Consider the following 22,641-nt stretch of genomic DNA (forward strand, 5'->3'; position numbering starts at 1 on the left):
TTAATAAGCTATTTAAAACCACCCAAAGATGCCCTTAAGGCATTTTGGAAGCAAACTTTTCCGGGACTTTCGTTTCCAATTGTAACCAAGGCGACTATATTGAAGGTGACGGCACAGCCAAAAGGCCCAGTTTACTTGGTGCGATACGGCACCAAGGCCGTTTGTCTGGGTTAACCAGCAAGGAGATCAATGAATGTCGATTACATCAGAAAAAGAGTTGCCCCAAGATGTGGCAGCCTGGCTCGATCCGAACATGGATTCTGTTAAAGGTACTGAGACTCCCAAAGATCCGAACAAAGGTTATATTGCCCTGCTCGGTTGGAGTGTCAATGCAATCAAGGCCGCACAAAAGTTCGACCGCCGTTATATCGTGGTTGCTCCGGAATGGGCTGCGGATTTCTGTACCGCGAATAATATACCGTTCATTCCATGGGATTTTATCCGACTGAACGATCGCTCCCTGGAGATTGCCCAAAAGCTGAAGGCAGAAGGCGTCGATGTCGCCATACCCTTGTTCGAAGAGACCGTCGAGTGGTCTGGCGCCATTAACTCTGTGCTCCTCGACAGCCCCCGTATGTTTGGCCAGTCTATTCTGTTTCGCGACAAGGCTCTGATGAAGCGCCGTGCTCAGCTCGGCGGTATTCGGGTCGGGATCTTTGAGGAAGCCCACGAAAAAGACGATATCGTGCGCTTCATGAAGCGAGTCAACCAGACTCTGCTAAAGCTTGACGGCGATCCGGACGACCCGATTCACGTTAAGGCGTTCGATAAGGCCGGTTGCCTTGGCCACCGAATGATCCGCAAGATAGAAGAAATTGATAGCATTCCAGCCGAGGAATATCCGCTGCTGATGGAAAGTCATCTGGATGGCTGGGAGTTTGCGGTAGAAGCCTGGATTCACGATGGTAAAATCAAGTTCCTGAACATCTCCGAGTACGTAACCTTGGGCTACTCGGTGTTCGTCCCCGCGACCGAGCAACTAGAGAGCTGGCGTAACGCGATCACCAAGCAGATCGAGTTACTGATTAAAACGTTCGAGATAAAATTCGGGTTGATTCATCCCGAGTACTTCGTCACGGCGGATGGCGAGATGTACTTTGGAGAAGTTGCTTATCGCCCGCCGGGGTTCAAGGCTTTCGAACTGATCGAGCGAGCCTATGGCTTTAGCGCATACCAAGCCTCAATGCTGGTGTTTGATCCTAAAAGCACCAAAGAGGAGGTAGATGCATTCTTCCCCCGCGAAGTGGTTGACGCTAAGGGTTACGCAGGTTGTTTTGGTGTGTACCCAAGGCGCCGCGTAGTCAGCAAGCTAGAGATGCCCAAAGAAACCATTGAGCACCCCTACTTTGAGTCACACGAATTGGTTGCGCCGACAGAAGAAACCGTTCCGGACCGGTCGGCCTTCGGAACCCACTGGGGCTTGATCTTCTTTTTTGGTGAAGACCCCATCAAGATGCGGGATCTGCTGAAGGCTCAGGAGGAGCTGGACTTCTACGTTTAGAAGCCAGCCAAAGCAATTAGTTACGGCAGAGGTACTTTTACAAACAGGTTAACCAGGCGTCCGCGCTTGGTTCTTCCTGTAGTGCTTCTCCATTCCATCGAGAATGTTACGGAGTAACTGATCCAGGCATTCTCGATAGTTTTTATGGTCTGGGCGTCGAAACAAGGCGCTCAGCTCATGTTTGCTTATGTCGAACCCGTTCAGCTTAAGTATCCCAATCAAATCATCTGCATGTAGATTTAAAGCGATTTTCAGCTTACGCAACACCATGTTGTTGCTCAGAAAACGTTCAGGCTCAGGTGCTCCGTCACCCTTAGGCCTCTATTCTTTATGATCAGCCCGTTAAGAAAGCGCGCTAACTTTTCATCTTCACATAAAACAAACTCAGGCTCGCCTTCCCGCGCCAACCAAGACATCAGCTCAGGCTTGCTTGCTTCATACCCGCCCAGCTTAAATATGGAAAGCGTAAGCTGATCGCTAAAATCAAAAATATAGCGCACTCGGCGTAAGACATCGTTATTGTTGATAACTAGCTCTCCTGGGCCGGCAAGCTCTCGCTGGTAGTCATGGCTTTTGGCGTAATTTCTACATAAATGGTCATGATTTTGTTTTCAACAAGTTCATCGATACGTTTCATGAGCAGTGACAGGTGAACCTCAACCGCAGCTTCTTCCGATTGACCAAATTTGCAATCGAAGCCCCAATATACAGCGCCAGATGGCAGAGGTTTTTTACGTTCTTTTTTCAGAAACTTTCTGATGTCATGCTTCATCGAATCGACGACGCGAGGCACTTTGATTTTCGGGTGGTCTAACTTAAAGGTCTTTTTCATTGGGATCCTGCTGAGATGGTAGCCACTGCGCGCTGGAGAATTTCCAATGACGCGCAATGTGAATTTTACACGGGGATTCTACCATTATTTGCAGCACAGCAGGTTGCCGGCTACCTCCATCACTCCATACTGACAGGCACCTTGGTGACAGGTCGACGTTTGACAATTTCTTGATGTTTTACTGACCCGTTACTGACGCGACCTACCCTATTCTGCACTCCCATTAATGATTCGCTCGGGCGAATTCTACAAATGAGAGTGCAGACATGCCTTCACCCCATTCCTTCAAAAATCACTCGTTGCCCGAACGTGTGTACCGTTGGTTCAGCTGGGCTGGTGCCTACGCACCGCTATTAATGCTGTTTTTCGCAATACTTCTCGTCGGTAGCCTGTCCAGGGCAATGTTGGTGGCGTGGCAGTTTGATCGAGTTGCGGATACGTCAGTATGGCCGAGCATTTTTCTCCATGGGCTAAGGGTAGATCTAATCATGGCCGGCATGGCAGTGGCGCCGTTGGTTTTGCTCCTGCCGATTCTGGGCCATCGTTTCAGCTGGACGGTGTGGAAGCGACTAACTGGCCTCTGGTCTCTGATCGTTGTTTTTGTCTTTCTCTTCATGGAACTGTCAACGCCAACCTTTATCGCGGAGTACGATACTCGGCCCAACCGTCTGTTTATCGAATACTTGGATTACCCCAAGGAGGTGTTAAGCATGCTTTGGGAGGGCTATCTTCCACCGTAGTCTTGGGGATCCTTCTTTGTGTGTCACTGACCATTTTGTTCGCCTGGTTAATGCGGCCGTGGTCGCGGGAGGCTCAACCAGGCAGTTACGGTAAAGCGATGCTGGCGTGGCCCATTGTGGTTCTCGCTGTATTTATGAGTGTTCGTTCCACCACCGGCCATCGTCCTGCTAATCCGGCAATGTTCGCGCTGACCTCCGATGCCCTTGTGAACTCCCTGATTCTTAACTCGACCTGGTCCGTGGCATTTGCAATCTATAACCTCAAACACGAGGTAGATGCGAGTGACAGTTACGGCCAAATGGAAATGTCACAAATACTGGGTGAAGTCCGAAGCTCGCCATGGCTCAGTAGCACTGAGTTCAGCTCTCAGAAATTTCCGACACTGCACCATCAAACTCCGGTACAAAAAAGACCGCGTCCTCTTAATTTGGTCATCGTTTTGGAAGAGAGCCTGGGCGCTACATTTGTTGAATCACTCGGCGGCACTCCTGTCACGCCCCGCCTAGAGGCCTTGAAGGAATCTGGGTGGTGGTTCGAGAATTTGTATGCAACGGGCACAAGATCTGTACGGGGCATTGAGGCGGTGGTATCCGGATTTTTACCCTCTCCTGCTCGCAGTGTGGTGAAGCTATCTCTGTCCCAGACCGGATTTTTCACCCTCGGCGATTTGTTGGAACGCAAAGGCTATGACACCGGTTTTATCTATGGCGGAGAAGCCCACTTTGACAACATGCGCAGCTTTTTCACGGGCAATGGATTTGATGAAATAGTAGATCAAAAGGATTACGCCAACCCCGCATTTACCGGAAGCTGGGGTGTCAGTGACGAAGACCTGTTCGCAAAAGCCCATGAAGATCTCCAGAGGCTGCATGCTGCTGGAAAGCCCTTTTTCCGTTTGGTTTTTTCGTCGTCTAATCACACGCCGTTTGAATATCCTGACAACAGAATTGAACGCTACGACGAAGAGAAAAACACCGTTAATAACGCTGTCAAATATGCGGACCATGCTTTAGGCGACTTCATAGATACCGCACGGAACAGCGACTACTGGAAGGATACCCTGTTCCTGATTGTGGCGGATCACGACGCCAGGGTTTGGGGCGATGAATTGGTCCCTATAAAGAATTTTCAGATTCCTGGGCTAATACTTGGAGCAGACATTGAAGGCAGACAGATTGACACGCTAACAAGCCAGATTGATCTTGCCCCAACGCTGCTTTCAATCATGGGAATTGCCAGCGAGCATCCCATGATAGGCCGTGACTTAGCCAGGTTCCCAAATGAACCCGGCCGAGCGATCATGCAGTTCAATGATTATTACGCGTGGATGGACAACGAATTCAACGTAACTGTGTTGCGTCCCGACCAAGAGCCGTTGGCAGGAATTTATTCACCGGAAGCCGGTAGCACTCAGTACCTGACAGATGAACCGCAAGAAATGGCCATAAGGAAAGCTCTGGCACACGCCCTTCTCCCACTGAAGTTGTACCAGGAGCAAGCCTACGGGCTACCTGATTGACATCATCAGTCAAGGCTATGCACATGGATCATAAACTCAGTACCTTCACTGTCTGACTTCGGGATCTCAAGATCCCAGCCTAGCCGTTCACAAACCAAACGGACAATCAGCAACCCGAAGGTGGTGTTGCTGAACTCTCCAGGCTTGGGATTGGTGACGCTGGGCGCATCGGCAGAACTCAGATGCTCAGCAACATTGATTGGAAGCCCGGATCCAAAGTCGCGCACCGAGATTCGGTTTTCCATCATTTGAACCTCCACTTCGGCATGAGTGTGGCGAAGCGCATTTTGCAACAAATTGCGCATCAACATGCGTACCAAAGCGGGATGGTTGTGACTCTCAACCCCGGGCTATTGTTGTAAACCGTGATTCGTCCGGCATGATCCGGATGTCCATGTTCGAGATCATCAATCGTGTTCTGGACGACCTCTTGCAGCAAAATGGTTCTCGCACCGCCTTCGGACGCTTCGCTGCGGGCCAGTTCAAGCAGAACTTCTGTATCGTCTCGCATGGTTTGCATGGCCCGGCGAATACGGGCGAGGGTTTTCTGATCTGCCGCCGACAAACTTTGTCGTTGTTCCAACACATTCAGGGCGCCACTCATCACGGCTAACGGTGTGCGAAGCTCATGACTGGCGAGTTTAACAAACGATTTCTCCCGCTCAATGTGATGTTCCAGCGCTGACAGAAACCGGTTAAACGCTTCGGCAATGTCGCAAAACTCCTGATCACGGTAGCCCGTATCAATTTGCCGCATGGACGATCCGGGGCTCGTGTTCATGACTTCATGGGTTAGCTTCCTGAAGGGTCGTACCAAGTATTGGGCGCCTGTTCGGGCAACAAAAAAGCCGACGAGGAGCATGAAGCCCGCCACGCCGACCAGAGCAAGCTGAACCAGGGATTTACGATTTTCCATGATGGTAATGTCCTGGGCCAGGAAGAGCTTGCCGTCAGGTTGTTCCAGCTGCTCGCCGACTATCAGCAGCGTTGTCTCACCTATCTCGATTTCCTGGGAAAACGGCAGCGAGCGGCTACGGAAATATTCAGGCAGTACAATATCCGCCTCGCCTTTTGGGAGAAAAACGGCCTCCAACTGGGCCGTTTTTATGGGGTGAAACGTCCCTTGTTGAACTTGTTTCGTGAAATACTCGGCTTCAGCCTTAAGCTCCAGACTCAGAATAGTGTCCTCAACGTCGTGAACAAAAATCTCAACAATGAGCATCGAGGCTGCGGTTGTGACGGCAATCAGCAAAAACAGGGTTCGTGCCAAACGGGTGGTCAAAGATGACTTCATGGTGTGTCTGTATTCTCTTTCTCAGGAACTTCCAGGCGGTACCCCCGCCCATGGATGGTTTTTACGAGCGAGCTACCCAGGCCTGCCTGCAGGGATTTCCGAAGCGTATAAATGTGAGTCCGGAGACTGTTGCCTTCGGTTTCTCCATGGCGGGCTCCCCACAACACATCACTCAACGCCTCATGACTGAGAAAACTCGGGTACGCTCGAACGAGTAATTCAAAAAGCCGCGCTGGTGTGCCAGACAACACTGTTTTCGATCCACGCAACTCCACCTCCAGCGTACCCGGATCGAACCGAATATCACCAGCTGCCAAGACCGGTCGCTGCGGCGAGTAGCGCCTATGCAGAGCTTCAATCCGCAGCTGTAACTCGCGTAGCTCAAACGGCTTCACGAGGTAATCATCGGCACCGCAGTCAAACCCTTTCTCTTTATCGTTCAAGGCACTCAGTGCCGTCATTAGAATAATCGGGGTCTGGCATTGCAGGTCCTGGCGAATGCGCCGACAAATATCATACCCATTGACGCCGGGCAGCATCAGGTCGAGTACCACAACGTCATAGCTTTGCGTGCTCAACAGATGCAGAGCGGTTAAACCATCGGCGGCGAAATCCAGTATGTAGCGATCTTCGCCCAGGAACTCGAACAGGTTTTCCGCAAGATCCACCTGGTCTTCGACAATCAATAGCCTGAGCGGTGGTTGGTTAAGTGTCATTCGAGCGAGCTCCATTGGCGTTAGACACCGGCTGCTGATCCGTTAGCAGTCCCTCAATGACCAACAGTTGGTGGCGTCTATTTTCCATAATCTTTCGAGCCGAATTGGATAATTTGGCCACTTTGTCGTCTGACCAGGTTCGAGGAACCGCGACATACAAACGTTGAAACGTGTTATGTCCCTGCAAGTTGTTCAAACCGTTTTTGGTCACTTCGACAGCGGTTCCGTCTGAGTAGAACCTGGCTGAAAATGGCAGAGTATCCAGATAAATCAACGGGCTGTCATCGGCGTTCCTGACCTGCTGATAATAGCTTACCAGTTCTTTCTCTGTTTTCAGTGGCGTCCAGCTACTGCAGCCAGCACAACGAATACCGTCAGTAAAACAGGAACCAGCGCCACCCCCCCAGTCCTCATCCGGGACAACCAGAGAGACTCGCATTCCGACGCCCAACGGCCGATTAAAATGGCGGTGAACGGCAACGAGGGCAATATATACGTCCAGAGAGTATTGCCTGCGAGCGTAAAAAATAGCATTGGTGCCAACGCGCTTGCCAGCAAAAAGCTTACGCCGGGATTCGATATTGTCTTGCTTACGATTCCGTTTCTTTTGCCTCTAAACCACGCCAGTACCAGGCTCACCAGCGCAACGATGCCCCAGGGGAACGAGGCCCACAACCAGAACACCCAGATCATGCCTTTGGGCTGTGTGTGGGCGCTTCCATATAGGTCGCCTGCCCATCCAGGTCCAGAAAGCGGCGAATATGCTCGCCCACAATAAAATAATCCAGAAACCCGGGAGTCTTGAGTTCAGCCAGTATATACCAAGGGCAGACCAGCAGGGCCGTCATCAGGGTGCCTCGCCACCAGGGCAGCCGGCGCAGGTTGCTGATCGCTTCCCTCCATGAAAGCAGCAACCACAGCATGATGGGAATTCCGATTAGAACCAAAGCCAACGGGCCCTTGGAAAGCAGCCCAATGACCAACCCTAAAAAGAAGAGCCATCGCCAAGCACCGCGCTCCCCCGACATCACCAAACAAAAGCTGATTAGAGTAAGAGTGGTGCCCAGCGCCAGGAAAGCGTCGGTCATCACGGCGCCAGCGCTGATGTAAGTTAAGGCCATGGTTGCAAAAACCAGACAACTCCATTGGGCGACCTGAACAGTCCAGAGTTGCTTGGCAAGACGCCAGACCAGCCATACCATAGCGAGCGTTGCCAGCCACGACGGAAAGCGCAGCGAAAATTCCGAGACACCAAACACTTTGATTGCCGCCGCCTGCGCCCAGAACGACAAGGGCGGCTTGCCCCAGAAAGGTACACCGGGCTCAAACCAGGGCGTAATCCAATCGCCGGTTTCGGCCATTAACCGAGCGATTTCGGCGTAGCGAGGCTCGGTGGTGTCGGCAAAGGGGAAAAAAGCCATACCGATAAAACGGCTAACTAACACTGCAGCCAGTATTAGCAGCCACACATTAAACCGCTTTGACATGACGCGTCCCTGTCGTTTTGCGGCTGGCCTTCTGACGCATCCCCTCCCGGTTTTCGATCACTTCCTCTGTCAGGTACACCGGTCGACGCTTTGATTCTATGTAGGTCTTGCCGACGTATTCCCCCACAATGCCCACGCTCATCAACTGAATGCCACCCAAAAAACTAATGATGGCCACAAGCGACGGGTAACCGCTGGTGGCATCGCCCAGCATGAGTGCCTTTACCACAATCCACACTCCGAATACCGCACCCATACTGGCGGCAATAAGCCCGATAACCGTTGCCCAGCGCAGCGGAGATACAGAAAATGACGTTAGCCCCTCCAGTGCCAAACCGACCAGCCCCGGGTAGTCCCATTTAGTCTCACCTGCCGCCCGCGGCTCACGATCGTACTGAATGACCTGAGTGGGCATGCCAATCCAGCAAACAGGCCCTTCATATAGCGGTTGCGTTCCTTCAACACCAGTAAAGCGTTAACGGCTTTTCGACTCATCAGCCGAAAGTCTCCGGTATCTACCGGGATGTTCGTTCGACTGGTTCGGTTCAACAACCGGTAAAACAGGTGCGCGCTCCAGCGTTTGAACGCAGTTTCGCCTACCCGTGAGCGACGCTGCATCAGGACAACATCAGCACCCGACTGCCAGCATTCGACCATGGCCGGAATTTGCTCAGGCGGATCTTGCAGGTCTGCATCCAACACGATCACCGCATCGCCCCTGGCGTGCTCCAACCCTGCGGTCATTGCAGCCTCCTTACCGAAATTGCGACTCAATTTGATAAGCCGAATGCTGGGCGTTCGGTCGATCACTCCACGGATGTACTGGGCGCTACCATCGTCACTGCCATCGTCAATCAGCACGATTTCCCAGTGCAGATCCAACTTGGCAAGCACCGGCAGAACCCGCTCAAAAAACAGCGGCAGCATCGGGCGTTCGTTGTACAGCGGCACCACCAGTGATAGCAGCGATTTATTATGCGAACCATCGAACGGTACGGAGGGGAATTCAACGCGTTTGTTCATGGAAAACCAGCCTCTGGTAGACAATGTAATTCAGTGCAGCAACAAGCCCTGTGGCCACGATTTGTGACAACGAGACAGGCAGCGCCAGAACATTATTGAACAGGAAGAAAAAGAAGAGATTGCATAGCCAAGCGACCATGCAGGAGCCGATGTAGCGCCACAACGTAATTATGTGAGGGCCGGCATTGCGAAAGGCTAAACGCCGCTGGAGGCCATAGTTTAATACCGCTCCGGAAACGCTTCCGCTTGCGGTAGCCAATGTTGGCTCAAGCCCGGCGCTGACCAGTGCAGCCATCACAAGCCAGTGGAACAGCGTAGCAAGGCCTCCGGCCGCTACAAATCCCTGTAATTGGCGAGGAAAGACTGTGTTCATGAGAAAACCCACCACATTGACGGCTGAAACAGTCGCCGTAAGTTTGAGTAGGTATAGTGACCCAACTTACATCATGGCTTTGTGGAGGTTTTATCAGGAAAATGTCAAAACCTGGCGGATTGGGGTTTATCTCATAAGTATTTTCGACAGCCCCTACTTCATCAGTCTACGAAACCCGCCCGAAATCAGCACATTCAACTCGTTAAAGATTTGGGGAGTGGCCAGTCCCCCGGGGGTGGCCAGATAGATCGGGCTCCACTCCGGGTCAAATTTCTCTTTAAACGCCCTGAGCCCTTCGAAGTTGTAAAAATGTTCGCCGTGCTCATAAACAAAACCTCCGATACGGTTCCAGATCGGCGCCAACTGGCGGTTCTCTATGCCCGAAAAAGGCGCAGCACCCAACGAGAACCAGTGATAGCCTTGGGCTGCGCTCCATAGCATGAGTTCCGCAAGCAGCGCATCCACCGCGAACCCGGGCCCGCCCGGGCGGTGCCGCATCAGGTCAAAGGACAGTTCGTTCAAATGAGCGCCTTTAAAGATGTTGGCGAAAGCGACAATCTCACCCGAATTACTGCGCATGACGGCCACATCAAAATTGGAGATATAACCTTCTTCAAAGGCTCCAAGAGCAAACCCCTTCTCCTCCCCTTGCTTGCTTTCAAGCCACGCATTTGAGATGGATCGCAAGTCCGCCATCAATGAAGAGAGCATGGCCGCAGGAACAACTTCAAACACAAAACCGTCCCGGGCTGCACGGTTACGTGCCTGACGCAGGTTTTTCCGGCTCGGACCTTCAAGCGTGAAGGTGCGCAGGTCGACCCGCGCCAGCTCGCCGATCTTTAGGATCGACAGGCCAAGATCGAGAAAAACCGGAATATACCTCAGCGATATAGCGTAGAAGGCGCATCGTTTTCCCTGTCGGTCGGCCATTTCGCGAAGCTGCCAGACAAGTTTCTTTGCCATTTTCGCATCACCTATTGGATCGCCCTTCGCGATCAGCGACCGGCCAGTATCGGCATAAGCGATAAACGCACTCTCGTCGTCAGAAACAAGAAATGCCTTGTCCCCCATCAACGCGATGTTCGCCTCGGTGTCTTCGCTTGCTGTGACAAGCCTGCGCACTACGTTGGGAATCGGCTCCAGGCGCTTGCGGCTGGCCTTACCCGTTATCAGGGAATTGAGCGCGATCACAGCCAGGGTAACCGCCCCGGCAAGACTTGCCCGCAGGAAGCGCGAAGCGTCCCCGTGCCATGTAAAATCCCACCAGAGCGCGTTACGATAAGATAGATGAGATTGGGCAAAAAGCCCTATCCAGAATGCCGCCGCCAGAAGGGCCAATGTGCTGATGATCCAGGTCTCGTTTAGCCGGAACACGGATACGCTGTCAGCACGATAAAATGCGGGGCGGAAAAGCCCCAATACGGCCAGCGTAGCAAGCATCGACAAAGATTCCTCCCAATCCAGTCCTTTCAGCAGCGATGCAAGCAATCCCAGAACAATCAGCCCCATCGCCACCACCCAGGCGCGGTAAAGCTTGCGATAGAGACCCCGTGCCACGACGATCAAAAAAAGTCCGGTGATGCTGCCCACCAGATGCGACACTTCGATAAAAGAAAGGGGCAAGAGTTCGCGCAACACACCCAAGCGCGACTGTTCGGCAGGCAGACTGCCCGATACCAGAAGCAGCACCCCGGCAAGCAGTGCGATTCCCGCTGCAACTGGCGGAACCAGTGGCTGGAATGCGCGCCAGATGGTTTTCGCCCCGCCGGTAAGTTCTCGCCGCCGCGCCATGCCTGCTATCAGGCTTAGGCCCAAAACTGCGGCGATGAAGGGGACGATCGTGTAGATCACGCGATAAAGCAAAAGTGCTGCCAGAACGTCCGAGCGCCCCGAGACGCCCAATCCTGAGATGATTGTTGCCTCAAACACACCCAGCCCGCCCGGGGAGTGGCTGAGGATGCCTAAAGCGACCGCGCCAAAATAGATCGTAATGAAATACGGCAGATTCTGAATTGCATCGGCGGGAATCAGAACGTAAAGCACCAGGGCAGCACTAATGAGATCGAGCAGCCCTGCGCCGGTTAGTACAGCGCCAAGTTTTGCGCCTGGCAAGGGGATGCTGAAACCTCCCGCTTTCAACTGTCGCCTGCCGGTTGCCAGCCAGAAAAGATAGGCAACCAGCCCTCCCAGAATCACGAGACCGGTTCCCGTTTCAACCGCTGGAGGTATTGGCAACACCGCGCTCAAACCCGATGGGTGGAATATCAGCAGACTGCCAAATACCAGCGCCAGGCCAGAACAAAAGCCACTCCAGGATATCGCGATGATTCCTGAGACCGATGCCAGATCGAGACCGAACGACGAATAGACACGGTAACGGGCGGCCGTGCCTGTCAGATACGAGACGCCTAACAATCCGGATATTGCGTAGCCCGCCGCTCCAGCCAGTGCGGCAATGCGGAAAGGCACTTTTGATGGTGCGACCAAGTTGACGGCAAGGGCATCATAAAATGAGATGCCGACAAAACTGATTGCCGTAAAACCGAGCGCTTCGAGCAATGAAACTGATGAAGCCGCGAGCAGGTCGGCTTTCACGTCGACCCATTTCACATGGGCCGCCAAACTGTGCAGGGCGAAAATTGCAATCACCACAATGACAATGGGAACTGCAATCCTGACGGCTGGGTGTTTAATGATCCGCAGCCACCTACCATGAGGCAGCGTGCTTTCAGCGAATGCCATCAGAGCTATCTTCTAACAATTCAATCTGTATCTGCTGTAACTCGACAAGCTTCTGCCATTGGTGGGCGAGCTGGTGATCAATTTTTTCGTGCAGCTGGCGGATTTCCAGCTCAGCCTTCAGGTTCACGCGATAATCGTTTTCAGCTCGCAGCCGATCCTTGGTTCCCTGCCTGCCCTGGCTCATCATGATCACAGGAGCCTGCATCGCTGCAAGGCATGACAATACAAGATTCAGCAGGATGAACGGATAAGGGTCGAAAGGCTTGGCGCTGAGCCCCACGACATTGAGCGTGATCCACGCAATCAAAACAACGGCAAAAGACAGGATGAATGTCCAGCTGCCACCAAATTTGGCAACCTTGTCGGCGGTACGCTCGCCGAACGTGGACCTCTTTTCAATCTCGTCCAAAGGGTTGCGAGATACAAGCTGTCCGGATTCAATGCTTTCGATGACCTGTCGATCGAGCTCGTTCAACTCACCGCGCTCATCTTCGAGTAGTTGCTCGACATATTGGCGTCGAAACCGGACAAGGTCGCGCTTGCAGATTTGCTTTCCTTCGGCCCAGCCCGGTGCGGAACTGGAGATCAGGTCTGATACCCCCGGTCGGACTGAAATCCAGGGGCGTAGCTTTGATTTGGGAAAAGCCTGCCCGCATATATGGCAGACATACAGTTGCTCGGTATTCGGTGGTACAGGCTTGGCTGTCATGTTCGAGGCCTTCTCTCGCGGCTCATGTCAACATAATGAGTGAAAGACAGGTTTACAGGAAGCTCAAATCCTGAAGCCTGAGAAGCCCAGTTCTCATTATGCAACTACACCAAATATTTGACCTACTCCGGCCGTAAGTGCCATTGCGAGTGCACCCCAAAATGTAACTCTGATTGCGCCGATTGCCATGGAAGCCCCACCTGCTCTCGCAGCAATCCCGCCTAGAAGCGCAAGAAAAACCAGTGAGGATCCTGCAACAACAAAAATTAGCTGGTTGCCCGGTACAACCCACGCCGCAGCCAACGGAAGTGCGGCACCAATGGTAAAAGTGCCTGCCGATGAGAAGGCCGCTTGAACGGGCTGGGCGCTAACAGTTTCCGAGATGCCTATTTCATCCCTGGCGTGTGCACCAAGAGCATCGTGAGCCATTAACTGCTCAGCGACTTGCTTCGCGAGAGCTGACTCAAGCCCTCTGCTTTCGTATATTAAAGCGAGCTCCTCTTTTTCAAACTCAAAATCTTGTTCCAATGATTTTTTTTCAATAGCCAGGTCTGCCTTTTCAGTATCGAACTGCGAGCTAACGGACACGTACTCCCCTGCAGCCATAGACATAGCGCCTGCTACCAAACCAGCAAGTCCCGCCAGAAGAATGCCTTGATAAGTACTGCTAGCAGCAGCAACACCAATAATGAGACTTGCTGTAGAAACAATTCCGTCGTTTGCACCCAGTACTGCCGCCCGTAACCAACCTACTCGATGTGATCGATGGATTTCACTATGGCTCATACGCTTCCCCAATCATCTTGCCGAAAAGGACATAATTATCTTCCAAGCTTCACCCCGCGACATCAAGATCCGTGGCCGCTACCGATTGCTTAATCCTGGGCCGAAAAAGAAATCTGTTTCAGCGAAACTCAAAACTTTCCTGGTGAAAGCGTAATGAAATGGACTGCTGCTTCAGTCCGCTTTTCAGGGCTTTTGCCAAGCCTTGCGGCCCACAAAACCAGATATCCACTTTGTGGGCATGAATCTGCAGTTGATTCGAAGTCAATCGCTGCCCCTGCAGGCTGTCGTAGACGTGCAATGATATGCCTGAAAGGTGCTCCGCCAGTTGTTGCAGGCGAGTCAGCATTGGATCATCTACGGCTCCGGCGGTGCAGTAATGCAGTGTGACCGCGGGATGTTTTTGTTCGAAATTGATCAGGCGGTTTTCCAGCGCCGCCAGAAACGGTGTGATACCAATGCCGCCCGCTACCCAGATTTGCTGGGCGTTTTTTCTGCCGCTGTCGGGATCAAAGCGACCATAAGGGCCTCCAGCGTAACGGCCTGGCCACTACGTAGCTTACGGGGGATCTTGCGGGTGTAGTCTCCCAGTGCCTTGATGTGAAAACTGAGCTGCCCGCTGTCGTTGTCAGCACCGGCCAGGCTGAAAGGATGCGCCCCTTCGATTCGGTCGAAGGTCACCAGGGCGAATTGTCCGGCTTGGTGACCTGGCCACCGCTTGCCCATGTCACAGACGACTTCCGTGATGTTGGCTGATGTCTGCCTGACGGCCTGAACCAACCCTTTGTAGCGGCGGCTGCTTCCGATTTGCCCGGTCAGCGATTGCAGGCTTGCGACAGCACCACCCACTATCAACAGCACCATCAGCCAACCCGTCGGTTGTTGCCACCATTTCAGCGGCGCCAGCAACACAGCATGGGCGGCCAGTGCCAGATAAATCAGTGGCATCACCCGGTGCAGATAACGCCAGTAGCCGTAAGGCACCCATCGCAGAAGGGTAATAACAACGAGAAACGCCAGTAAATACAGGCCAGGCTCGCCCAGATCTTCAGCGCCATCCTGAAGGCTGTCCAGCAGGCCCGAAAAGTCAGCTTCCTTCAAGCTCTGATCCGAGCCAAGCAGCGCTTCGAGGCCATCATCCGCCATTTCGATCAGCCAGTGTGTCAGCGCAAAAGTAACGGCCAGAATGCCGGTCCATTTATGCAGTTGATACATGCTGTCCAGACCACCCAACGGGGGTTCCAGCCATCCAGGCCGAGCAGCCAGCACCATGGTGATGGACATAAAATTGATGGCAAGGTAGCCACTGAGTGTCAGTAACTGCTCATAGCTCAGCCCCGGGGTCCAGAAGCTGAGCTGAACCGTCAAAAGCAGTAAAAGGGCGACACTGGTACGTAAGTTAGGCACGAACAAACTCCGGTTGGGTTTGTTTGAATTCTGCAGGGTTAACCTGACACCAGCCTTAAACGTCCGTGTGGCCCACGACAATATTCACTTCTGCTTCGAAACCGTCACTTTGGTCTGAAGCTGGTGATCGGAGCTTCAGACCAGTACCCGCGCCGCTTGCGATGGCTTCCACAATCGCAAGCCCGATACCAGAGCCCAGTGTTTTGGTATCGGAGCGTACAAAGCGGTTTCGCAACAAAGCGAGTTTCTCTGGCGGCACAACCTCACCTGCATTGGCCACTCGCAGGGTGCCCTCACCTGTCAGGCTGATATTTACTGGCCGGTCGGCAGCGCCATGCCTGAGAGCATTCTCCATCAGGTTTCTTACCAGGATGGCAAAGGCATCGGGATCGAGTAATGACATTACGCTATCGTCAGGCAAATTTAGCACGAGGCGACCGGGCGCCTCACGTTCGTAATCGTTAGCGATCATTTGCAGTATGGGTACAAGGTCGTTGTCGTTTTCTGACAGCGCGCTGCCACCTTCTGCCTTTGCCAGTTCGAGCAGCTTCTGCGACAGTCTCGACAAAGTACGAAGCGATTCTTCAATTTCGCCGGTGCGTGATTTAATTTGGACATCCTGCGTTTCGGCATTTAACCGTTGGAGTTTAGCTAGCGCCGTTGCTAGCGGGGTTCGCAATTCATGAGCGCTGTTAGCGGTAAAGCTTCGCTCTGCTTCAAGTGCTCTGCGCAAACGCTCCAATAAGCGGTTGACCGAGACCATGATGGGTTCAAACTCTTTTGGCAGACGGTCGACTGCTACGGGAGAAAGGTCACTACCACCACGGGCTTCTATCGATTGCTGCAACAGAACAACCTGACGAAGTGACCGTTTTATCACCCACCAGACACCAAACCAACTGATTGGAATCAGAAATAGTAGTGGGATGAGTAATGTGAGAGTTGCCTCCAGCACCGCTGCGCGTCTGTGAGCCAGGGGTTCCGCAATTTCGATGTAGATGGTATCGCTGACAGCCGCTTCACCGTAGAACCGGTGCGTGGACGTTTCAAAAAAACCTTCCTGCGGCAGGGCGCCAAAAATATCAGGATCGACATCGTGGGATTGCAGCAGAAGCTTACCGGACGGGTTGCGAACCAGGTAAGTAAGGTACTCGTTATGATCTTTCAACACGGGTGCCCGGTGATGGCCCGTATCATTTTCCCGGTTCAGGATATCGGTAACCGCTAATGGCAGGATACGCTGCGCTGTTTCCTCCAGTGCGCTATCAAACACTTCGTTCATCTCGTGCCGGGCCACCAGGCCTGAGGCAATGACGCCCAACAGCCAGAGCAAGGTCACGCCGATGGTGAGCCAGGTACCAAGGGTTTTCTGTAAGCTGGTTTTAGTGGTCATAAGAGTTTAACCGGTAACCCATACTTCGAACCGTCACTATGGCATCGCGCCCCAGTTTTTTGCGCAAACGGCTGATGTAGACCTCTATGGTATTGCTCTCGATTTCCGCCCCAAATTCGTACAGCCGGTCTTCAAGCTGGGCCCGCGATAGCAGTATTCCGGGGCGCTGTAGAAACCCCTCAAACAGCGCCCATTCCCGTGCGGTGAGCTCTACCGGCTGGCCGTTGCGGCTGAGGCGGTGGTCGCCAAGATCCACTTCAAGATCTCCGATACGCACCAAAGGGTTCGGATTACCACGATAGCGTCGTGCCACGGCGGCCACCCGCGCAGACAGCTCTGATAAATCAAACGGCTTCACCAGATAATCGTCGGCACCTGCATTCAGTCCTGCGATGCGGTCTGACACCTGATCTTTGGCAGTCAGAATGATAATGGGGGTTGCATCACCGGTTGCTCGCAGCTTTTTCAAAAAATCAAACCCATGGCCATCCGGCAGCATCAAGTCGAGCAAAATCAGATTATAAGTGGTGGTTTTTACGCTCGTCTCAGCGAAACAGAGGCTCTGCACCCAATCCACGGCATGACCATCCTCGCTGATCTGATCCCGCACTGCCTCACCCAGTCCGGTTGTATCTTCAACCAACAGTACCCGCATGTTTCACCTTTTGCATGGTCACGATCAGAAGATACTACAGCCGTCACCTGACAGCAGCCTGAACCGCTCAAATGCCCGCTGGCAATCCTGTTATGTGGTCGCCCGTTCAGGCCACTGTCAGGTAACGGCCTTAGGGTTGATTAAACCGATTCAACGGGAGACATGCCATGAATATCAAACCCATTGTGATCAGCCTTTCATTGGTGCTGATGAGCGGTAGCGCCCTGGCTGACGATGACTGCGATGACCCGGTTGCGCAATGGCAGCCACGCGAAAACCTCCGGAAACAGTTGGAAGCCGAAGGCTGGACAGTGTTCCGCATCAAGGTGGACGACGGTTGTTACGAGGTCAAAGGACGGGACCCGAATGGTCGTCGCGTGGAAGCCGAGTACTCTCCGGCGACCTTTGAACTGAAGGAAATGGAGCGGGAGGACGACGATGCCGATGATGACCATCGTGACAAGCCCAAGCGCTACAGCGAACCGACCAATGAAGACCGGGTTCCGCGCAAGGGCATTGTTAAAGGCCGCCCCAGCGTAACGGTTGAGTAATTAAAGGAGATTACATGATGAAAAAGATTCTGTTTGCTCTGGGACTTGCAACTGTAATGGCTTTGCCGGCTTATGCGCAGGCCCGGCAAGTCACCTTTACCACGCAGCTGAAAAACTATGGCGGTGACGGGGCTTACCTGGCGATCTACCTCACCGATGCCGATGGCCAGTACCAAGGGACTCTTTGGATTTCTGGTGAGAAGAGTAAATATTACAAGCACCTGCGTGACTGGGCACGAGGCAGTGGTTTGAATCAGGCTGAATACGACGGCCTGACCGGTGCCAGTGTGACCAGTGGCCGTGCCTTGAAAGTGACCCTGGAACTTGAGGACGCGTTGATCGATTCCGGTTACCAGGTTCGTGTTGACACCTCTGTTGAGGATATGCGCGACAACCGTTCGGATGTGGTAGTGCCTCTGACCACTGAAGGCTCCGGAAAAACGGTTTCTGGCCGCGGCTATGTCCAATCCTTTGTCTATGGCCTCAAGTAAACGACGGGAGACACATTAATGTTGCGCAAGCTCCATGGTTTACCCGGATTGGTCGCCGCGTTGTTGTTGATGGTGCTGGCGACCTCCGGGGTTGTTTTGTCAGTAGTGCCGACACTTGAGAGATCGGCCGCGACGGTTCCCGTTGCCGGCGAGCTGAGCGTTGCCGATCTGGCAGAGCGCGTAGTGGCGAATTATCCGGGTACCGAACAGATCGCACGCTCGCTATCAGGCGAAGTCGTCGTTTATTACACCCGTGATGGCCATCCAGGTGCCGATCTGGTTAACCCCCTGACAGGTCAAGGCATTGCCCCCTATCAGCCATCAGCATTTTTGCGTTGGGTAAAGAACTTGCACCGGTCATTTCTTCTTGATGATGCCGGCCGAATGCTGGCAGGAGTCGTGGCAGCACTGATGGTATTGATCTGCCTGTCCGGAGCGTTTGTGTTGGCTCGACGCCTGGGTGGCTGGAATGCGATGTTAAGACCCATTGCTGGTTCTGGCAGCCCGCGGATTCACGCCGAACTGGCAAGATTTGCCGTAATTGGCTTGTTGTTGTCGGCACTGACCGGCAGCTATATGTCGGCGGTAAGGTTTGGTTTTTTACCGGACGGGGCGAGTACGGAGCTCTCTTTTCCTGCGGATGTCTCAGGAGGTACACCTGCACCGGCAGGTACTTTGAGTGCGCTAAAAGGCGTGGATATCAACGAGCTGCGAGAGCTGGTGTTCCCCTACCCGGATGACCCCACAGACGTCTATTCCCTGAGCACTACTCAGGGTTCCGGGTTCGTTGACCAGGCAACCGGAGAACTGCTGCAGTACCAGCCACACTCTGCAGGCAATCAGTTTCAACATTGGATGGTTCGCTTGCATACGGGCGAAGGCTTGTGGTGGTTAGGTCTGATTCTCGGGGTAGTCGCGCTGACCGTGCCGGTGCTGTCGTTTACCGGGCTACGAATCTGGTGGCAGAGGCGCGCATCCTGCATACGCCTGGGTGAAAGCGCCAGCATCGAAGCCGCTGATGCCGTTATTCTCGTGGGCTCGGAAGGCAATACCACCTGGGGTTTTGCCAAAGATCTTCAGGGAAAACTCAAGCAGGCCGACAAGAAAGTGCACTGTGCGCCGATGAATGATCTGGCGGAGCACTACCCGAAAGCCACGGTGCTGTTCATTCTGACATCAACCTATGGTGACGGTGACGCGCCCTCTTCCGCCAATCAGTTTATGACTCGCCTTGAACACTTTCAGGCGGATAACGGATTGGAGTTTGTGGTTCTCGGCTTTGGTGACCAACAGTTCCCGAAATTCTGCCAGTATGCGCTGGACGTGGATGCAGCTCTCAGCAGCAAAGGACTACAACAACTGCATCCCGCTACCAAAATTAATCGTGGTTCCGCACCGCAGTTTCGGGAATGGGGCGAGGTGATCAGCAAGCACATGGGTATTCCGCTGGTACTAACCCATAATCCCGCGCCTGCCGTCACGTCTGAGTTCGAGCTTGTTGAGCGTGTGGACTACGGCGTTGCTGTGAATGCGCCTACCAGCATATTGCGCTTCAAGCCGCTACAAAGTGACAGAAATCTGTGGCAGAGATTGTGCTTTCGAAACCGGCAACGCCTACCGGATTTTGAGGCTGGCGATCTGTTTGGGGTTGCGCCCCCCGGAGATCAGGCCACCCGGTTTTATTCGCTGGCGTCCTCGTCTTCGGATGATCAGCTGGAAATCTGTGTCCGAAAACAGACCCATGGCCTTTGTTCAGGGTATCTGCACAGCCTCGATCCGGGAGATCGGATTGCCGGGTTTATTCAGAAAAACCCCGGCTTTCGTCCCGCAGGAGGCGCTACGCCGATTATTCTCGTTGGCGCTGGTGCGGGAATCGGACCACTTGCCGGCTTCATCCGAAAGAATACGCAACGCAATCCCATGTACCTTTACTGGGGTGGTCGTAACCCCAAATCGGATTTTCTCTATCAGCCAGAGCTTGGCCGCTATCTGGATGACCAGCGGCTTACCGGGCTGAATACCGCGTTTTCAAGGTCGGCAGAAAGTGCCTATGTTCAGGATGCCATTGTTGCGGATGAGGCCGCGCTGCAACAACTGATTGAAATAGGCGCACAAATATTGGTGTGCGGCGGCCGGGATATGGCCGCCGGTGTACGGCAGGTATTTGACTCAATTTTGCAACCAATGCACCTGGATGTTGATGCATTGAGAACCGAGGGGCGCTACCTCGAGGATGTTTATTAACCATGGCGCGAAGGCATAGCTCAGGTATACGAGCGTCTCCTGCTGACGCTTGCTGGCAGAGGCAGATACATCATTTGAGATGATGTGCTGTATGCCTCATAACAATTTTTTTTCGTTGCACCAAAAAGAGAGAATTTCAATCAAGCCAATGAGGCGACACTGTTTAACTTAACTCTCTGGAAAGGTGGAATATCACATGAACGCACTTACCAAGTTCTTTCTCGTTTTCTCCGTACTCGCTTTCTCTGCACTCGCACAAGCAGAAGGTGTGAGCCAGGAAGATATTGAGCGTGGAAACAACCCTGCGATGGAAATCGTCGACCTGGGAATCGGCAACTAAGTTGGCACTGGCAACATAGGGGCGGGCAAATAGCCCGCCCGTGTTTTCAAGCTTTACCCCCCCCCCAAGAGAAAGTAATGAACCCGCTGTTAAAACCCGGTACACGGGACACGGGTGAAGTTCATTGCGAATCCGTAGCCTGGCGGCATGGAGAAGTGGCCATCATGTCATACCAGATGAGATAGAGACTAGTCGGATCCACTTCAAACGGGATATTCCCCATCCTTAGTCCGTTTACAAACCCGCATTCCTGACTTATCAGTTCGGGGATAGCAGCGATCAGGTTCGATTTCCTCAGCATTTTCGGAACAATTGAGAAATGATTCACCGTCGCGGTTATACGTCTGCTCTGCCCCTTCTGATCGAGATAGTTGTCCACGAAACCATGAGCATTTCCTGACATCGTCACAAGCAGGTGCTCCGCAAACTGCAATCGTGTTGAGTCAGCATGCCCACGGCCAGATCGACAAATCAGTTTGATCGCAATTCCCAGGCTGGTGATTGCCCGGTTTTATCTGGCTCCCAAGCGTTTACTGAACACCAGCCCACCCCATGCAAGGGTACGATTCCCCGTGCCGTTCTTGATTTCGGAACTCTGGGCTCGCAATACGTAACTGAGCGTTGCGCCGGCACCGAAGCTGTAGGTATAGCCTGCCCAGACTTCCGCCAATAGAACATTGAGATCGTTCGCACTCAGTTCATGATCGGAATGCCGGAATTGCCCCTGCAAATATGCGTTGTACGCACGAGCTTTCACAGACATCCCACCCCAGAAGTAACTCTCCCGACCGCCAACCGCCGATACTCCGGGAGCTCGCTCACCATAGGCCATTAACTCAGGTTGAAGCGGTTATCAGGTGATGAAATCAGGCCACCCCGGAAAACCAACGCCGCGCCAAATTCGGTTAGGTACCCCACGGATCCAAAATAGGTCGTTTTTACCTGCTGGTTTGGCTCGTTGGAGCCCATGTAATGATGATAGGCAGCGGAATACCTGAAAGTGGGTTCGCCGCCATTTGAAATCTGGTGATCCCACCCCCGGGCCTGATCACTGCCAACCACTTTGTGGATCGAGTCCTGGCTGGACTTGAATACGTCCAGGCCCATCATCCCGACTGTCATGGACGTGGTCCAACCAGAACCCTCACCCAGGCCCTGGTAACTCTGACTGGAAGATAAGTAAACCAGGCTGCTGTATGGCCGGTCGGTTCTGTCAATAGTCGTCGCGCTGATTTCCTCTGGGGTAAAACCGTATACCCCAAACTCCAGCGCAGCACTTTCCCGGTTTCCGGATTCAGTATGAAAGCCAGACGATAACAGGTTGTCCAGGCCTTGACTGGCTCTGGATACCGGGTTGTTCATGAACTCCCTTGAGTTGGAAGAATAGGTAATCGCAACACCTGCGGTGTAATCCCGATCCGTCTGGGTCGGAGCGAAAAGATCGTTATCAGTAGAAAAAGCAAGCACCGAGTCTGAAGGCTCAGCTATTGCGGCCGAAGACGAAACAGCAATCGCCAGAGAAAACGCCAGTAAACGAAATTTCATAGCCAACTCCCAGAGAGTGTGTTGGTAAGTTGGCTAGTATTTTTCAAACTATTGGCATTCAGGACTAATTACGCGTAGGTATTCAAAACATCACTCAGGCTTATGAATAAGTGGTTTTACGTTCATTTTTCAGAAACTTTTTGATGTCGTGCTTCACGGAGTCGATAACACGAGGCACTTTGATTTTCGGATGTTCTAACTTAACGGTCTTTTTCATTGGAATCTTACTGGGACGGGCAGCATGGCCAGATCTTGCGTTTAGCCTCTCTAACCCAAAGTTCTCAATAACTCATCA

28 protein-coding genes are annotated in these 22,641 nt (G+C 53.0%); 7 read left to right on the forward strand and 21 right to left on the reverse strand.

Going from position 1 to position 22,641, the window contains the following annotated elements; genetic code table 11:
• Positions 1-193: 193 nt before the first annotated feature.
• A complete protein-coding gene (locus tag BCA33_RS01245) occupies positions 194-1,501 on the forward strand; it encodes a carboxylate--amine ligase (RefSeq protein WP_071263010.1) in 1,308 nt (435 codons plus the stop codon).
• A 48-nt stretch (positions 1,502-1,549) separates the two neighbouring features.
• On the opposite strand, the gene BCA33_RS21040 is transcribed toward BCA33_RS01245, so the two are convergent.
• The 3 genes from BCA33_RS21040 to BCA33_RS01255 are packed head-to-tail and all read right to left on the reverse strand — an operon-like array spanning position 1,550 to position 2,333.
• Entirely contained in the window at positions 1,550-1,771 is a 222-nt protein-coding gene (locus BCA33_RS21040; RefSeq protein WP_254774078.1) for a DUF1456 family protein, read from the reverse strand.
• An 8-nt stretch (positions 1,772-1,779) separates the two neighbouring features.
• The gene (locus BCA33_RS21045) at positions 1,780-2,001 is read right to left on the reverse strand and encodes a DUF1456 family protein (RefSeq protein WP_254774079.1); all 222 of its coding nucleotides are present in this window, start codon (positions 1,999-2,001) and stop codon (positions 1,780-1,782) included.
• A gap of 29 nt (positions 2,002-2,030) precedes the next feature.
• Positions 2,031-2,333 carry a DUF6172 family protein gene (locus BCA33_RS01255; RefSeq protein WP_071263012.1) on the reverse strand — a complete coding sequence of 101 codons (303 nt, stop codon included), beginning with the start codon at positions 2,331-2,333 and terminating at the stop codon, positions 2,031-2,033.
• 266 nt (positions 2,334-2,599) lie between these two features.
• Between BCA33_RS01255 and BCA33_RS21050 the strand changes: the two genes are divergently transcribed.
• Complete coding sequence (locus BCA33_RS21050; RefSeq protein WP_254774080.1) at positions 2,600-3,073, forward strand: hypothetical protein; 474 nt, start codon at positions 2,600-2,602, stop codon at positions 3,071-3,073.
• Positions 3,074-3,093: 20 nt separating this feature from the next.
• Positions 3,094-4,593, forward strand: a complete 1,500-nt coding sequence (locus BCA33_RS01260) for an LTA synthase family protein (RefSeq protein ID WP_254774081.1) — start codon at positions 3,094-3,096, stop codon at positions 4,591-4,593.
• A 5-nt stretch (positions 4,594-4,598) separates the two neighbouring features.
• Here the strand turns inward: BCA33_RS01260 and BCA33_RS21055 are convergent, their stop codons facing one another.
• From BCA33_RS21055 to BCA33_RS01315, 15 genes are all read right to left on the reverse strand, one after another.
• Entirely contained in the window at positions 4,599-4,904 is a 306-nt protein-coding gene (locus tag BCA33_RS21055) for an ATP-binding protein (protein WP_368087201.1), read from the reverse strand.
• A complete protein-coding gene (locus tag BCA33_RS01265; protein ID WP_254774083.1) occupies positions 4,898-5,887 on the reverse strand; it encodes a histidine kinase dimerization/phospho-acceptor domain-containing protein in 990 nt (329 codons plus the stop codon). Before BCA33_RS01265 ends, BCA33_RS21055 begins: the two co-directional genes overlap by 7 nt.
• Positions 5,884-6,603 (reverse strand): response regulator transcription factor, encoded by a 720-nt coding sequence (locus BCA33_RS01270; protein ID WP_071263014.1) that lies wholly within the window; start codon positions 6,601-6,603, stop codon positions 5,884-5,886. The genes BCA33_RS01265 and BCA33_RS01270 overlap by 4 nt, the downstream gene beginning before the upstream one ends.
• Positions 6,593-7,042 (reverse strand): hypothetical protein, encoded by a 450-nt coding sequence (locus tag BCA33_RS21060; RefSeq protein WP_254774084.1) that lies wholly within the window; start codon positions 7,040-7,042, stop codon positions 6,593-6,595. Before BCA33_RS21060 ends, BCA33_RS01270 begins: the two co-directional genes overlap by 11 nt.
• Before the next feature lie 250 nt (positions 7,043-7,292).
• Positions 7,293-8,090 carry a glycosyltransferase family 39 protein gene (locus BCA33_RS21065; RefSeq protein ID WP_254774085.1) on the reverse strand — a complete coding sequence of 266 codons (798 nt, stop codon included), beginning with the start codon at positions 8,088-8,090 and terminating at the stop codon, positions 7,293-7,295.
• Positions 8,074-8,424 (reverse strand): hypothetical protein, encoded by a 351-nt coding sequence (locus tag BCA33_RS21070; protein ID WP_254774086.1) that lies wholly within the window; start codon positions 8,422-8,424, stop codon positions 8,074-8,076. Before BCA33_RS21070 ends, BCA33_RS21065 begins: the two co-directional genes overlap by 17 nt.
• A complete protein-coding gene (locus BCA33_RS01280; protein ID WP_254774087.1) occupies positions 8,406-9,113 on the reverse strand; it encodes a glycosyltransferase family 2 protein in 708 nt (235 codons plus the stop codon). The genes BCA33_RS21070 and BCA33_RS01280 overlap by 19 nt, the downstream gene beginning before the upstream one ends.
• A complete protein-coding gene (locus tag BCA33_RS01285) occupies positions 9,097-9,486 on the reverse strand; it encodes a GtrA family protein (RefSeq protein ID WP_071263016.1) in 390 nt (129 codons plus the stop codon). Before BCA33_RS01285 ends, BCA33_RS01280 begins: the two co-directional genes overlap by 17 nt.
• Before the next feature lie 153 nt (positions 9,487-9,639).
• Positions 9,640-12,228, reverse strand: a complete 2,589-nt coding sequence (mprF, locus tag BCA33_RS01290) for a bifunctional lysylphosphatidylglycerol flippase/synthetase MprF (RefSeq protein WP_071263017.1) — start codon at positions 12,226-12,228, stop codon at positions 9,640-9,642.
• The gene (locus tag BCA33_RS01295; RefSeq protein WP_071263019.1) at positions 12,215-12,937 is read right to left on the reverse strand and encodes a DUF1003 domain-containing protein; all 723 of its coding nucleotides are present in this window, start codon (positions 12,935-12,937) and stop codon (positions 12,215-12,217) included. Before BCA33_RS01295 ends, mprF begins: the two co-directional genes overlap by 14 nt.
• A gap of 96 nt (positions 12,938-13,033) precedes the next feature.
• A complete protein-coding gene (locus BCA33_RS01300; protein WP_071263021.1) occupies positions 13,034-13,723 on the reverse strand; it encodes a VIT family protein in 690 nt (229 codons plus the stop codon).
• A gap of 118 nt (positions 13,724-13,841) precedes the next feature.
• Positions 13,842-14,198 (reverse strand): hypothetical protein, encoded by a 357-nt coding sequence (locus BCA33_RS21075; RefSeq protein WP_368087203.1) that lies wholly within the window; start codon positions 14,196-14,198, stop codon positions 13,842-13,844.
• Entirely contained in the window at positions 14,189-15,127 is a 939-nt protein-coding gene (locus tag BCA33_RS01305) for a ferric reductase-like transmembrane domain-containing protein (protein WP_254774088.1), read from the reverse strand. The genes BCA33_RS21075 and BCA33_RS01305 overlap by 10 nt, the downstream gene beginning before the upstream one ends.
• Before the next feature lie 55 nt (positions 15,128-15,182).
• Positions 15,183-16,520, reverse strand: a complete 1,338-nt coding sequence (locus BCA33_RS01310) for an ATP-binding protein (protein ID WP_071263023.1) — start codon at positions 16,518-16,520, stop codon at positions 15,183-15,185.
• Positions 16,510-17,175: a response regulator transcription factor gene (locus BCA33_RS01315; protein WP_071263025.1), complete on the reverse strand. Its 666-nt coding sequence runs from the start codon at positions 17,173-17,175 to the stop codon at positions 16,510-16,512. The genes BCA33_RS01310 and BCA33_RS01315 overlap by 11 nt, the downstream gene beginning before the upstream one ends.
• Positions 17,176-17,342: 167 nt before the next feature.
• Between BCA33_RS01315 and BCA33_RS01320 the strand changes: the two genes are divergently transcribed.
• From BCA33_RS01320 to BCA33_RS20410, 4 genes are all read left to right on the forward strand, one after another.
• Complete coding sequence (locus BCA33_RS01320) at positions 17,343-17,726, forward strand: PepSY domain-containing protein (RefSeq protein ID WP_071263027.1); 384 nt, start codon at positions 17,343-17,345, stop codon at positions 17,724-17,726.
• 17 nt (positions 17,727-17,743) lie between these two features.
• The gene (locus BCA33_RS01325) at positions 17,744-18,217 is read left to right on the forward strand and encodes a DUF2271 domain-containing protein (protein WP_071263254.1); all 474 of its coding nucleotides are present in this window, start codon (positions 17,744-17,746) and stop codon (positions 18,215-18,217) included.
• 18 nt (positions 18,218-18,235) lie between these two features.
• The gene (locus BCA33_RS01330) at positions 18,236-20,461 is read left to right on the forward strand and encodes a PepSY domain-containing protein (RefSeq protein WP_071263029.1); all 2,226 of its coding nucleotides are present in this window, start codon (positions 18,236-18,238) and stop codon (positions 20,459-20,461) included.
• Positions 20,462-20,657: 196 nt separating this feature from the next.
• Positions 20,658-20,801: a hypothetical protein gene (locus BCA33_RS20410; protein ID WP_175469666.1), complete on the forward strand. Its 144-nt coding sequence runs from the start codon at positions 20,658-20,660 to the stop codon at positions 20,799-20,801.
• Between the two features lie 511 nt (positions 20,802-21,312).
• Here the strand turns inward: BCA33_RS20410 and BCA33_RS21080 are convergent.
• From BCA33_RS21080 to BCA33_RS22630, 3 genes are all read right to left on the reverse strand, one after another.
• On the reverse strand, positions 21,313-21,558 hold the full coding sequence (locus tag BCA33_RS21080; RefSeq protein ID WP_254774089.1) for a lipid A-modifier LpxR family protein: 246 nt from the start codon (positions 21,556-21,558) through the stop codon (positions 21,313-21,315).
• Between the two features lie 74 nt (positions 21,559-21,632).
• Positions 21,633-22,346: a lipid A-modifier LpxR family protein gene (locus BCA33_RS01340; protein WP_254774090.1), complete on the reverse strand. Its 714-nt coding sequence runs from the start codon at positions 22,344-22,346 to the stop codon at positions 21,633-21,635.
• A 100-nt stretch (positions 22,347-22,446) separates the two neighbouring features.
• On the reverse strand, positions 22,447-22,563 hold the full coding sequence (locus tag BCA33_RS22630) for a DUF6172 family protein (protein WP_367273076.1): 117 nt from the start codon (positions 22,561-22,563) through the stop codon (positions 22,447-22,449).
• Positions 22,564-22,641 lie beyond the last annotated feature (78 nt).

It is taken from the genome of Marinobacter sp. AC-23, from assembly GCF_001858325.1.
Lineage (GTDB): Bacteria > Pseudomonadota > Gammaproteobacteria > Pseudomonadales > Oleiphilaceae > Marinobacter.

Excerpts from the sequence above, each read along its gene's own strand:
- BCA33_RS20410 (WP_175469666.1), top strand. The coding sequence starts at position 20,658 with ATGAACGCACTTACCAAGTTCTTTCTCGTTTTCTCCGTACTCGCTTTC.
- BCA33_RS01310 (WP_071263023.1), bottom strand. The coding sequence starts at position 16,520 with ATGACCACTAAAACCAGCTTACAGAAAACCCTTGGTACCTGGCTCACC.
- BCA33_RS22630 (WP_367273076.1), bottom strand. The coding sequence starts at position 22,563 with ATGAAAAAGACCGTTAAGTTAGAACATCCGAAAATCAAAGTGCCTCGT.
- BCA33_RS21050 (WP_254774080.1), top strand. The coding sequence starts at position 2,600 with ATGCCTTCACCCCATTCCTTCAAAAATCACTCGTTGCCCGAACGTGTG.
- BCA33_RS21060 (WP_254774084.1), bottom strand. The coding sequence starts at position 7,042 with ATGCGAGTCTCTCTGGTTGTCCCGGATGAGGACTGGGGGGGTGGCGCT.
- BCA33_RS21065 (WP_254774085.1), bottom strand. The coding sequence starts at position 8,090 with ATGTCAAAGCGGTTTAATGTGTGGCTGCTAATACTGGCTGCAGTGTTA.
- BCA33_RS01320 (WP_071263027.1), top strand. The coding sequence starts at position 17,343 with ATGAATATCAAACCCATTGTGATCAGCCTTTCATTGGTGCTGATGAGC.
- BCA33_RS01245 (WP_071263010.1), top strand. The coding sequence starts at position 194 with ATGTCGATTACATCAGAAAAAGAGTTGCCCCAAGATGTGGCAGCCTGG.
- BCA33_RS01340 (WP_254774090.1), bottom strand. The coding sequence starts at position 22,346 with ATGAAATTTCGTTTACTGGCGTTTTCTCTGGCGATTGCTGTTTCGTCT.
- BCA33_RS01300 (WP_071263021.1), bottom strand. The coding sequence starts at position 13,723 with ATGAGCCATAGTGAAATCCATCGATCACATCGAGTAGGTTGGTTACGG.
- BCA33_RS01270 (WP_071263014.1), bottom strand. The coding sequence starts at position 6,603 with ATGACACTTAACCAACCACCGCTCAGGCTATTGATTGTCGAAGACCAG.
- BCA33_RS01315 (WP_071263025.1), bottom strand. The coding sequence starts at position 17,175 with ATGCGGGTACTGTTGGTTGAAGATACAACCGGACTGGGTGAGGCAGTG.
- BCA33_RS01280 (WP_254774087.1), bottom strand. The coding sequence starts at position 9,113 with ATGAACAAACGCGTTGAATTCCCCTCCGTACCGTTCGATGGTTCGCAT.
- BCA33_RS01295 (WP_071263019.1), bottom strand. The coding sequence starts at position 12,937 with ATGACAGCCAAGCCTGTACCACCGAATACCGAGCAACTGTATGTCTGC.
- mprF (WP_071263017.1), bottom strand. The coding sequence starts at position 12,228 with ATGGCATTCGCTGAAAGCACGCTGCCTCATGGTAGGTGGCTGCGGATC.
- BCA33_RS01285 (WP_071263016.1), bottom strand. The coding sequence starts at position 9,486 with ATGAACACAGTCTTTCCTCGCCAATTACAGGGATTTGTAGCGGCCGGA.
- BCA33_RS21055 (WP_368087201.1), bottom strand. The coding sequence starts at position 4,904 with ATGTTGATGCGCAATTTGTTGCAAAATGCGCTTCGCCACACTCATGCC.
- BCA33_RS01255 (WP_071263012.1), bottom strand. The coding sequence starts at position 2,333 with ATGAAAAAGACCTTTAAGTTAGACCACCCGAAAATCAAAGTGCCTCGC.
- BCA33_RS21040 (WP_254774078.1), bottom strand. The coding sequence starts at position 1,771 with ATGGTGTTGCGTAAGCTGAAAATCGCTTTAAATCTACATGCAGATGAT.
- BCA33_RS01325 (WP_071263254.1), top strand. The coding sequence starts at position 17,744 with ATGAAAAAGATTCTGTTTGCTCTGGGACTTGCAACTGTAATGGCTTTG.
- BCA33_RS01330 (WP_071263029.1), top strand. The coding sequence starts at position 18,236 with ATGTTGCGCAAGCTCCATGGTTTACCCGGATTGGTCGCCGCGTTGTTG.
- BCA33_RS01265 (WP_254774083.1), bottom strand. The coding sequence starts at position 5,887 with ATGAAGTCATCTTTGACCACCCGTTTGGCACGAACCCTGTTTTTGCTG.